The sequence below is a fragment of the Terribacillus halophilus genome, assembly GCF_900162685.1.
Classification (GTDB): Bacteria; Bacillota; Bacilli; order Bacillales; family Amphibacillaceae; genus Terribacillus; species Terribacillus halophilus_A.
On record NZ_LT727828.1, the window covers coordinates 1,246,272 to 1,257,396 of the forward strand.

Sequence of the window (11,125 nt, forward strand, 5' to 3'; positions counted from 1 at the left end):
CTCTGCATTTTCCGCTTCTGTAAACGATTTACATAGGATTTTTGCAGATTTTCGATGCTCACTTTTTTTAATAAGAAAATTATATGTTTTTATTTGATAATTAGTTGAATAAGGATTATCTTTGAAAGGGTACAAAAGTTCTATAATCGAAATTGTGTAGAGGTGAGTGCATGAAAAAGATAGGTGTTCTAACAAGCGGCGGAGACTCTCCGGGTATGAATGCAGCGATTCGATCCGTAGTCAGAAAAGCTATTTATCATGATTTGGAAGTTTACGGTATATACAATGGTTACCAAGGTTTGATTGAAGGGAATATCAAACAATTGGATCTTGGATCCGTCGGTGATATTATCCAGCGTGGCGGGACGGTGCTCCACACAGCACGCTGTTTGGAGTTTAAAACCGATGAAGGACAGGAAAAGGGAATTGAACAGCTGAAGCGTTTTGGGATCGAAGGGTTGGTAGTAATCGGCGGCGACGGCTCGTTCCGCGGTGCCGAAAAGCTGACACAAAAAGGGTATCCTTGTATCGGCGTTCCCGGAACAATTGATAATGATATACCTGGTACTGACTTTACAATCGGTTTCGATACAGCACTTAATACCGTGATTGAAGCGATTGATAAAGTACGCGATACGGCTACTAGTCACGAGCGCACTTATGTTGTTGAGGTGATGGGCCGTCATGCAGGAGATATCGCCCTTTGGGCGGGACTTGCTGATGGTGCGGAGAGTATTCTCATTCCGGAACAGCCGACAGATTTCAACGACGTAATCGAGCGCTTGAAGCGTGGTCAGGAACGCGGAAAGAAACACAGCATCATCATCGTTGCGGAAGGAGTCGGCAGCGGCTTCGAATTCGGCAAACGTATTGAAAAAGCAACAAATATGGATACGCGAGTAACGATCCTGGGACATGTGCAAAGGGGCGGATCGCCTACTGCAAATGATCGCGTGCTAGCCAGCCGTTTAGGCGGTAAAGCAGTCGATCTCTTGCTGGAGGGCAAATCCGGGCGCATGGTAGGAATCCAGAACAATAAGCTTGTCGACCACGACATACTTGATATTCTGGATAAAAAACACGAAATCGACTTGGATATGTACAAGCTATCCCAAGAATTATCTATCTAATAGATGTTGCACTACTGAAGGAGGATTCTCATAATGAGAAAAACAAAAATCGTATGTACAATCGGACCAGCTTCTGAGTCCGTAGAAACACTAGTCCAGCTAATTGAATCAGGCATGAATGTTGCCCGTCTTAATTTCTCCCACGGGGATTATGAAGAGCATGGTGCTCGTATCAAAAATATCCGCGAAGCAGCAAGCCGTGCCGGTAGAACAGTCGGTCTCCTGCTGGATACGAAAGGTCCGGAAATCCGTACTGGCATTCTGCAAGATGGTGAAGCGAATATCGAGAAAGGCGACGAAATCTTCGTCAGCATGAACGAAATGGAAGGGACAAAAGAAAGATTTTCTGTCACTTATCCAGGTCTGATTAATGATGTGCACGTCGGATCTAAGTTCCTGCTGGATGATGGTTTAATTGAGCTGGAAGTATTGGACATCGATAAAGCGAATAATGAAATTAAAACAAAGGCATTGAACTCTGGATTGTTGAAAAACAAAAAAGGCGTCAATGTACCAGGTGTCAGTGTAAACTTGCCAGGTATTACTGACAAAGATGCAAATGACATTCAGTTCGGTATCGAACAGGGAATTGATTTCATCGCTGCTTCCTTCGTTAGACGCCCATCTGACGTATTGGAAATCCGTGAATTGCTTGAGAAAAATGAAGCAGGTCATATTCAAATCATTCCAAAAATCGAAAACCAAGAAGGTTTCGATAATCTGCAAGCAATCCTGCAGGTGAGTGATGGCTTAATGGTTGCTCGTGGTGACCTGGGTGTTGAAATCCCGGCTGAAGATGTACCATTGGCTCAAAAAGAAATGATCAAGCAATGTAATATTGCAGGTAAACCTGTTATTACAGCTACACAAATGCTGGATAGCATGCAGCGCAACCCTCGTCCGACAAGAGCGGAAGCGTCCGACGTTGCGAATGCAATCTTCGATGGTACGGATGCGATCATGCTTTCTGGTGAAACAGCAGCTGGTAATTATCCAGTTGAAGCAGTACGTACAATGAACAATATCGCGAAAAAAGCCGAAACAGCACTTGATCATAAAGCGATTCTTGATAAGAACTCTAAAGCAAGTGATATGACGATTACAGACGCAATCAGCCAGTCTGTCGGTCATACGGCAATCAATTTGAGTGTGAGTGCGATTGTAACGGCTACTTCCAGCGGCTACACAGCTAAAATGATTTCGAAGTATCGTCCGAAGCAGCCGATTGTTGCTGTTACATTCGATGAATCGACGAATCGTAAGCTTGCGCTTGTATGGGGTGTTGAAGCAATCACAGGTGAACGCGTAGAATCAACAGATGATATGCTAGATCTTGCAGTTGATACTGGCCTTTCTACTGGTCTGTTCAAACGCGGCGATCGTATCATCATTTCTGCAGGTGTTCCAGTCGGAGAAACTGGTACGACGAACTTGATGAAGGTTCACGTAATTGGTGATATCCTTGCAAAAGGACAAGGCATCGGCAAAGGCAGTGTGTATGGCAAAGCAGTAGTAGCTAAAAATGCTGAAGAAGCACTGCAAGAGCTTCAAGAGGGTGATATCCTTGTCACATACGGCACAGATAAAGACATGATGCCTGCAATCGAGAAAGCGGGCGGACTGATTGTAGAAGAAGGCGGTTTGACTTCCCATGCAGCAGTTGTCGGACTTAGCCTTGGTATTCCGGTTGTTGTAGGAGTTGCAGAAGCGACTACTAAAATCAGCAGCGGTGCCTACGTAACAGTAGATGCAGCCAAAGGTGATATTTATGACGGACATGCCAGCGTCCTGTAAAATAGAAGGATGAAGGAAGGAGAGGGGGATAAGTCCCCTCTCCTTTTTTGTTTGCAAGGCGCTGTGGTAAACTGTTAGTAATCTAAATGATGATGGAGCGTTGTATATGAAAAAAGCGTTACTTTTTCTTTTTATCTTATTTCCGGCGCTTGAGGTTACCGTTTTTATCTGGACAGGGCTAGAGATTGGGTTTCTTTGGCTGTTTCTTTTGATTGCGGCCACAGGCTTGCTTGGAGTGGCTTTGGCTCGGCGCGAGGGACTTCAGACTTACAGGAGAGCGCGTGAGCAAATGCAGAACGGACAGCCGCCGACGGATGAATTGTTAAACGGTTTGTGTATATTAATTGGCGGCTTCTTGCTCTTGCTGCCTGGCTTTATTAGCGACGTGCTAGGATTGCTGTTTTTGCTGCCATTCAGCCGCAGGAAGCTGCGCTATTGGGTACAAGGATTGCTGATGCGGCTCGTAGCGAAAAATACAATTCGTGTTTATCGCCGTTAAATCTGTTTGCCATATTTCACATAGTTCCATAAAAGATGCAGCACACCTGTCTGATAAAGGGTATGCAGAATTACCAGCAGAACAGGTCCGGCTAGCAACCCGATAAAGCCTAGCAATTGGAAACCTGCAAAAACAGCAATTAACGTGGCTAATGGATTAAGCCCGATCTGAACAGACAGCAGATTCGGTTCCATAAGTTGACGTTGAAGCACAATGACTAGATAAAGAACAGCTAGGCCTATTGTCAGGGAAAATTTTCCGGTCAGAAAACTATATAAAATCCATGGAATAAAGACAATACCTGTGCCCATATATGGCACAATATCAACGAGTGCGATGAAGAAGGCAGTAGCAAAAGGGTGCTCAATCCGAAGCACGGCAAAGCCTATGCACATGATGAGGAATGTAAGACTTAGCAGCAGTGCTTGTGCTTTGAGAAAACCGATGCACGCTTTCTTTAATCCCTCACCCACTTGTCTTGTAGAGGACAGCAGCATAACGGGGAGAACACGTTCCAATAAACGACTAATTTTCTCCCAGTCTTTACATAAGAAAAAGGTGCCAAGTAAAGCAAATACACAGACGCTGATGTAGAGTGGCGCCTTACTAAGGAGCAAAGGAACAGCTTCTAAGGCTGCTTGAATTCCTTCTCCCAGCGTAACAGATAAATGCTGGGCAACAGCTTGCAGGTTTTCGTCGAGTGCATCTTGCTGACTGGAATCTAGTTCCTGCTGGAAGGACAAAAGCCGTTCATAATAGGGCATCACATATTGCTCCGACAGCTTCTGGATATAGCTTACAAAATCTGTGAAATGTGCGGGGACTGTCTTGGCTAAATAAGTGGCGCCTTGCGCAATTTCTGTTACAGCTAATGCTAACCCGCCGATACAAATCCCTAAAAATATCAATAGAATAAGAACAACAGCTGCCGTCCGATTTAACACCGTTTTATTTTCTATCAAACGGACGATCGGATTCATTACTATCGCTAGAACGAATGAAATAATAAAAGGATAAACATAAGGCGCAGCAAGCATAATGAATGCGATACAGCCGACGATAGAGCCGAGGACGATACACATTCGCAGCAGCTGATGGAGCAGCGTCATCTGCATGAACTCACCCCTTTTATATATTTAAAGAAATTTGGAGGAAATAATCTTGTTAAACACATCTTCATTGTTTTTAGTAATCATCTTACTCTTAGGAATCATTGGGAAAAATCAATCCATCACCATAGCGGCGTATGTGCTGCTGGGCATAAAAGTACTGCAGCTCGATGACAAGCTGTTTCCTTTTCTTGCATCCAAAGGTATGAGCATCGGAATTACTGTACTGACGATTGCTGTGCTTGTCCCTATTGCAAGCGGAGAAATCGGCTTTAAGGATTTATATGCAAGTGTGAAATCATATTATGCCTGGATGGCGCTCGCTTCGGGTATCTTAGTAGCAATTCTTGGTAAGTACGGGGTTAATCTGATGTCAACTGATCCGCAGGTTACCGTAGCGCTTGTCATTGGCACAATCCTTGCTGTTGTGCTGTTAAATGGAGTGGCGGTCGGACCGCTGATTGGCGCAGGTATTACTTATATGGTCATTCAAGTTATCGGTTTGTTTACGAAATAACAAAAATTTAAATCAAATCAGACTAGAAAGAAAACAAAAAAATTAAAACGTTTTCATTTCACAAATAGGCAGATTATGTTTATAATGAAAGTGCTTCACTCATAGACTTGGCAATTTGAAGTTTTTATTACACATGTTATTGATTTTTACTTTTACTGAAGGGGAGAGATTAACATGGCAGTAGTTAAGGGGCTTGAAGGAGTTATAGCAGCAGAGTCAAAGATTAGCTCAATTATAGATGATCAACTGACATATGCAGGTTATAACATCGATGATCTTGCTAGTAATTCCAGTTTCGAGGAAGTAATTTATTTGTTATGGCATAATGAGCTGCCGAATGAGGAGCAGCTTGCACAGCTAAGAGGGGAACTGGCTGAGCAGGCAAAGCTTCCAGAACCAGTTCTGGAGCATTTTAAATCCTATGATTTGAAAACGGTTCATCCTATGTCGGCGCTTCGTACAGCAGTATCTTTGCTTGGGGTGTATGACGAAGAGGCAGAAGTAAATACACCAGAAGCAAATGCAAAAAAAGCGATCCGTCTGCAGGCGCAAATCGCAACCTTGGTGGCAGCATTTTCGCGTATTCGTTCTGGTCACGAGCCTGTGGCACCAAGAGCAGATTACAGTTATGCAGCGAATTTCTTGTATATGTTTAACGAGAAAGAACCAAAAGACATCGAAGTGGAAGCAATGAACAAAGCGCTCGTACTTCATGCAGATCACGAATTAAACGCATCTACTTTTACAGCACGTGTTTGTGTCGGTACATTGTCTGATATGTATTCCGGTCTTACGGCAGCTATTGGTGCACTTAAAGGGCCGCTTCATGGCGGAGCCAACGAAGCAGTAATGGAGATGTTGTTTGACATCGGTGAGATCGAGAATGTGGAAGCATACTTGGATGATAAGTTCGCAAATAAAGAAAAAATTATGGGTATGGGGCATCGCGTATACAAACAAGGTGATCCGCGAGCGAAATTTCTTAAAGAAATGTCTCGAGAATTAACCGAAATTTCAGGACAATCAAAATGGTATGAAATGAGTGTGAAGGTAGAAGACATCGTCAAGCAGGAAAAGAATCTTCCAGCGAATGTTGATTTCTACTCTGCAACGGTATATTACAGCTTAGGAATTGACCATGATTTGTATACACCAATCTTTACGGTGAGCCGCTTCTCAGGATGGATTGCGCATATCCTGGAACAATACGCAAATAACCGTTTGATCCGTCCGCGAGCTGAGTATGTCGGGGAAACACATCGTACGTATACATCACTTGAAGAAAGAATCTAATATTTTTACAACAATAGAGGCCAATATTTGCTAAACTGATAGAGTATCAGATTTTATTTTAGGAGGAATCGAACATGGCTGAAGCAAACAAAATCACAGTAACTAACGGAGCGCTACAAGTACCAGACCGACCGGTTATACCTTTCATTGAAGGAGACGGAACAGGACCTGATATTTGGGCTGCCGCAAGCCGTGTACTCGAGGCTGCTGTAGACAAGGCTTACAAAGGCGAAAAGTCAATTGAGTGGAAAGAAGTTTATGCAGGGCAGAAGGCATTCGACAAGACTGGTGAATGGCTGCCAGAAGAAACACTTGAAGTCATTCGTGATTACAAGATCGCTATTAAAGGTCCATTGACAACACCTATCGGCGGCGGTATTCGTTCTTTGAACGTAGCGCTTAGACAAGAGCTTGATTTGTTTACTTGCTTGCGTCCGGTCCGCTACTTTAAAGGTGTACCTTCACCAGTGAAGAAGCCAGAAGATACGGATATGGTTATTTTCCGCGAGAATACGGAAGACATCTATGCTGGTATTGAGTGGCAAAAAGGCTCACCGGAAGTGAAAAAAGTCATCGAATTCCTTGAGAATGAAATGGGAGTACATAACATTCGCTTCCCGGAAACTTCTGGCATTGGTATCAAGCCAGTATCAGAAGAAGGAACGCAGCGTCTCGTACGTGCTGCAATTGATTATGCTATCCAAGAAAATAGAAAGAGCGTGACGCTTGTCCATAAGGGCAACATCATGAAATTCACTGAGGGAGCCTTTAAAAACTGGGGCTATGAGCTTGCAGAAGCTGAATACGGTGATAAAGTATTTACTTGGAATCAGTATGACAAGATTGCAGAAGAAAAAGGCCGTGGAGCTGCTGATGAAGCACAAAAAGAAGCAGAAGCTGCTGGTAAAATCGTCGTGAAAGACGCAATCGCTGATATTTTCCTTCAGCAAATCCTAACGCGTCCGGCAGAGTTCGATGTTGTAGCAACAATGAACTTGAATGGAGATTATATTTCTGACGCACTTGCTGCACAAGTTGGCGGTATCGGTATTGCACCTGGAGCAAACATCAACTATGATACTGGCCATGCCATTTTCGAAGCAACACATGGTACAGCGCCGAAGTACGCAGGTTTAGATAAAGTAAACCCATCTTCTGTTATCCTTTCTGGTGTGCTTCTTCTAGAGCACCTAGGATGGAGAGAGGCAGCTGACCTCATTACAAAAGCAATGGACAAAACGATTGCTTCCAAAGTTGTTACTTACGACTTCGCTCGTCTGATGGATGGCGCAACAGAAGTGAAAACATCCGAATTTGGTGACGAACTAATCAAAAACATGGACTAACCTGTCGAAGGAGGAATCATTATGGCAATTAAACGAAGAAAAGTATCCGTAATCGGTAGTGGTTTTACAGGAGCGACAACTGCATTCCTCATCGCACAGAAAGAACTGGCTGATGTCGTATTAGTCGATATTCCTGATATGGAAGATCCGACAAAGGGCAAAGCTTTGGATATGCTGGAAGCATCTCCTGTTCAAGGCTTCGATGCACATGTAAAAGGGACAGCAGATTATGCTGACACAAAAGATTCTGACGTAGTAGTTATTACGGCAGGTATCGCCCGCAAGCCAGGAATGAGCCGCGATGATCTTGTGAACACAAATAGCAAGATTATGAAATCCGTTACAGAACAAGTTGTTAAGTATTCACCAAATAGTGTAATCGTTGTATTGACAAACCCAGTTGATGCCATGACATATACGGTATACCAGACTTCCGGTTTCCCGCGTAATCGTGTCATTGGTCAATCCGGTGTACTAGACACGGCTCGGTTCCGTACATTTGTAGCGGAAGAACTGAATCTTTCCATCAAGGATATTACTGGCTTTGTTCTCGGCGGACACGGAGACGACATGGTGCCGCTTATCCGTTACTCCTACGCTGGAGGCATTCCGCTTGAGACATTAATTCCGAAAGATCGTCTGGACGCTATCGTGGAACGTACACGTAAAGGCGGCGGTGAAATCGTGAACTTGCTTGGAAACGGAAGTGCATATTACGCTCCGGCTGCATCCTTGCTAGTCATGGTGGAAGCAATTCTTAAAGATCAGCGCCGTGTCCTTCCTGCCATTGCATACTTGGAAGGAGAGTATGGCTATAACGATCTCTTCCTGGGTGTACCTACAATTATTGGCGGTAACGGTCTGGAAGATGTTATTCAGCTTGAACTTACAGACGAAGAGAAAGCCCAGCTGGACAAATCTGTTGAATCCGTACAGAAAGTCATGAGCGTTCTTCAGTAAATATTTACACGAAGATAATAGAGTCTTAGTCTAATAGAAAACCGAACCACGAAAATTCTTGCAGAGTTTTCATTGGTTCGGTTTTCTTATTTATTACAGGGTACTAGAGAGCTATCTTGCTCCGCAAAAAAAACGTAGGTCTCCAACAGGAATCACCATATTTAATATAGTGTCAGTCAGCGTTATCCTTTCAGAGCAGTGGATCTAATCCTCCGCTATTTCGCCTTTAAGCTAATCTTTCAGGTGGTTCTCTTATCTTTTTCGCTTTATTTACAAACTCTTAACAGAGAAAGCGAATTAGTACTGTTCACTTTACAGTTAGAAAACGGTATGATGGGCATAGAGGGGGCTAGTATCTATGGCACAAAAAGTACTAATTGTAGACGACGAAGAATCTATTGTAACGTTATTACAGTTCAATATAGAAAGAGCCGGATTCGAAACAGAGACAGCTTTCGATGGTATGACTGGCCTGCAAAAGGCATTGCAAAATACATATGACATTATTGTGCTTGATCTGATGCTGCCGGAACTTGACGGCACAGAAGTTTGCAAGCAGCTGCGTCAAAAGCAAATTGATACTCCAATCTTAATGCTGACTGCACGTGACGAAGAATTGGACAAGGTATTGGGGCTTGAGCTTGGCGCGGATGACTATCTTACAAAACCATTCAGTCCAAAAGAAGTCGTGGCCCGAATTAAAGCTATTCTGCGTCGGACGAACAAGAATGATAGTTTTATGGACAGCGGCGAAATCAAAATTTCTGGTTTGTCTATCTTTCCGGATCAATATGAAGCAACAATTAATGGCGACTCTTTAAGCTTTACCCGCAAGGAATTTGAACTTTTGATGTATTTGGCGAAGAACAAAGGGCGGGTTATGTCACGTGACCAGCTTCTCAGCTCTGTATGGAATTACGACTTTGTCGGTGATACACGTATCGTAGATGTTCATATCAGTCATTTGCGTGAGAAGATTGAACCTGATTCCAAGCATCCTGTTTTTATTAAAACAATTCGCGGACTGGGCTATAAGATGGAGGAGCCGCAATAATGCGTCGCAGCTCTTATGGGATTGTCGTGTATGGATCGCTTATATTGCTGATCTTTGCGGCAATCGGTTTTATCCTTATGCAAATCACTTCTGAGTGGTTTATTCTTTGGAGTGTCTTGCTAATTGGCGCTGCATTAATTACATCCGTGCTTTACCGATTGCAGGAGCGCTATATCAAACCCGTTTCCATGACTGCTGTAGTAGCAGAAGAGCTAGTGAAGGGTAATTATAAAGCTAGGAATTATGAGAATTTCTATGGTGATGCCGGGCGGCTGATTCGCTCGGTAAATCAGATTGCCCGCAATCTCCACGAACTAGAACTGTTGGAAAAGATGCAGGAAGATCAGCTGGAAACTGTGATCGACAATATGGAAAGCGGTTTGATGTTAGTGGACGAAAGAGGATATGTCCATCTGGTCAATCGAAAGTTCCTGTCTGTATTTGGCGGGAAAGATAAGGATTACATCGGTCATGTCTATCACGACACCATTTCCCAAAGTCACATCCATCATGTTGTATCCGAGGCTTTCCTATACGAAGAAAAAGTCCGCGATGCATTTATCCTTCAGCGGGAAAAGGAGAAACGCTTCTTCGAAATCGTTGCTGCACCAATTTTTAATGATTCCTATGATCTAAAAGGTGCGGTACTTGTCTTCTATGAAATTACAGAGTTGAAGCGGGTAGAAGAGATGCGTAAGGACTTTGTCGCAAATGTATCGCATGAACTGAAGACGCCATTGACATCTATCCGCGGCTTTTCGGAAACGCTGCTCGAAGATGGAGCACTGGAGGACAGAGAACTTACTGAGCGCTTCCTTACCATCATTAATAATGAGAGCCAGCGACTTCAAGCATTAGTAAAGGACTTGCTTGAGCTATCTCGGTTGGAAAAAGATGAGCTTCAGATACGAATGGAGCGGCTGGACTTCCGTTCAATGGTTGATACAATTATGCCGATTATTGAACAGCATGCGGAAAGTAAGCAGATTCACGTGCAGTCAGAACTGCCGAATAGTGTAATCATGCGGGGAGACGAAGATCGCCTGAAGCAGCTTGTTATTAATCTAATGAATAATGCGGTGAATTACACGTCATCAAATGGCAGTGTGAGACTGCAAGTCACCCAATCCAATGATAGCGTATTTGCTGAGATATCAGATACTGGACTAGGTATACCGGAAGATTCGCTCGATCGGATCTTTGAACGATTTTATCGGGTAGATAAGGCACGCAGCCGCAACACCGGGGGAACCGGACTCGGACTTGCTATCGTCAAGCATGTCGTCGAGGCGCATGGCGGCACCATATCTGTCAGCAGTGAAGTGAATAAAGGTACGACATTTTCCATACGCCTGCCAAAAGCACTTGGCTAAAGATCGTCCACTTGGACGATCTTTTTTGTTTCCAGAAAGAAACATGGTAA

At 43.7% G+C, this 11,125-nt stretch carries 10 protein-coding genes; 9 read left to right on the forward strand and 1 reads right to left on the reverse strand.

What is annotated here, in order from left to right; translation table 11 throughout:
• Positions 1–170: 170 nt before the first annotated feature.
• From pfkA to B1K52_RS10770, 3 genes are all read left to right on the forward strand, one after another.
• Entirely contained in the window at positions 171–1,130 is a 960-nt protein-coding gene (gene pfkA, locus B1K52_RS10760; RefSeq protein WP_077308079.1) for a 6-phosphofructokinase, read from the forward strand.
• A 33-nt stretch (positions 1,131–1,163) separates the two neighbouring features.
• Complete coding sequence (gene pyk / locus B1K52_RS10765; RefSeq protein ID WP_077308081.1) at positions 1,164–2,924, forward strand: pyruvate kinase; 1,761 nt, start codon at positions 1,164–1,166, stop codon at positions 2,922–2,924.
• Positions 2,925–3,030: 106 nt separating this feature from the next.
• Entirely contained in the window at positions 3,031–3,423 is a 393-nt protein-coding gene (locus B1K52_RS10770) for an FxsA family protein (RefSeq protein ID WP_077308083.1), read from the forward strand.
• On the opposite strand, the gene ytvI is transcribed toward B1K52_RS10770, so the two are convergent.
• A complete protein-coding gene (gene ytvI, locus B1K52_RS10775) occupies positions 3,420–4,538 on the reverse strand; it encodes a sporulation integral membrane protein YtvI (RefSeq protein ID WP_077308085.1) in 1,119 nt (372 codons plus the stop codon). The genes B1K52_RS10770 and ytvI overlap by 4 nt on opposite strands.
• Positions 4,539–4,584: 46 nt before the next feature.
• On the opposite strand from ytvI, the gene B1K52_RS10780 reads away from it, so the two are divergent.
• The 6 genes from B1K52_RS10780 to pnpS all read left to right on the forward strand — a co-directional run bounded on the left by B1K52_RS10780 (position 4,585) and on the right by pnpS (position 11,075).
• On the forward strand, positions 4,585–5,049 hold the full coding sequence (locus B1K52_RS10780; protein WP_077308087.1) for a DUF441 domain-containing protein: 465 nt from the start codon (positions 4,585–4,587) through the stop codon (positions 5,047–5,049).
• A 174-nt stretch (positions 5,050–5,223) separates the two neighbouring features.
• Positions 5,224–6,342 (forward strand): citrate synthase, encoded by a 1,119-nt coding sequence (gene citZ, locus B1K52_RS10785; RefSeq protein WP_077308089.1) that lies wholly within the window; start codon positions 5,224–5,226, stop codon positions 6,340–6,342.
• Positions 6,343–6,416: 74 nt separating this feature from the next.
• Positions 6,417–7,688 (forward strand): NADP-dependent isocitrate dehydrogenase, encoded by a 1,272-nt coding sequence (gene icd, locus B1K52_RS10790; protein ID WP_077308091.1) that lies wholly within the window; start codon positions 6,417–6,419, stop codon positions 7,686–7,688.
• Positions 7,689–7,709: 21 nt separating this feature from the next.
• Positions 7,710–8,648, forward strand: a complete 939-nt coding sequence (mdh, locus tag B1K52_RS10795) for a malate dehydrogenase (RefSeq protein ID WP_077308093.1) — start codon at positions 7,710–7,712, stop codon at positions 8,646–8,648.
• A 358-nt stretch (positions 8,649–9,006) separates the two neighbouring features.
• Positions 9,007–9,702 carry a response regulator transcription factor gene (locus B1K52_RS10800; protein WP_077308095.1) on the forward strand — a complete coding sequence of 232 codons (696 nt, stop codon included), beginning with the start codon at positions 9,007–9,009 and terminating at the stop codon, positions 9,700–9,702.
• Positions 9,702–11,075 (forward strand): two-component system histidine kinase PnpS, encoded by a 1,374-nt coding sequence (pnpS, locus tag B1K52_RS10805; protein ID WP_077308097.1) that lies wholly within the window; start codon positions 9,702–9,704, stop codon positions 11,073–11,075. Before B1K52_RS10800 ends, pnpS begins: the two co-directional genes overlap by 1 nt.
• Positions 11,076–11,125: the final 50 nt, after the last annotated feature.

What these genes read in the sequence shown, in the direction of transcription:
- pfkA (WP_077308079.1), top strand. Translation starts at nt 171, where the DNA reads ATGAAAAAGATAGGTGTTCTAACAAGCGGCGGAGACTCTCCGGGTATG.
- pyk (WP_077308081.1), top strand. Translation starts at nt 1,164, where the DNA reads ATGAGAAAAACAAAAATCGTATGTACAATCGGACCAGCTTCTGAGTCC.
- B1K52_RS10770 (WP_077308083.1), top strand. Translation starts at nt 3,031, where the DNA reads ATGAAAAAAGCGTTACTTTTTCTTTTTATCTTATTTCCGGCGCTTGAG.
- ytvI (WP_077308085.1), bottom strand. Translation starts at nt 4,538, where the DNA reads ATGCAGATGACGCTGCTCCATCAGCTGCTGCGAATGTGTATCGTCCTC.
- citZ (WP_077308089.1), top strand. Translation starts at nt 5,224, where the DNA reads ATGGCAGTAGTTAAGGGGCTTGAAGGAGTTATAGCAGCAGAGTCAAAG.
- icd (WP_077308091.1), top strand. Translation starts at nt 6,417, where the DNA reads ATGGCTGAAGCAAACAAAATCACAGTAACTAACGGAGCGCTACAAGTA.
- mdh (WP_077308093.1), top strand. Translation starts at nt 7,710, where the DNA reads ATGGCAATTAAACGAAGAAAAGTATCCGTAATCGGTAGTGGTTTTACA.
- B1K52_RS10800 (WP_077308095.1), top strand. Translation starts at nt 9,007, where the DNA reads ATGGCACAAAAAGTACTAATTGTAGACGACGAAGAATCTATTGTAACG.
- pnpS (WP_077308097.1), top strand. Translation starts at nt 9,702, where the DNA reads ATGCGTCGCAGCTCTTATGGGATTGTCGTGTATGGATCGCTTATATTG.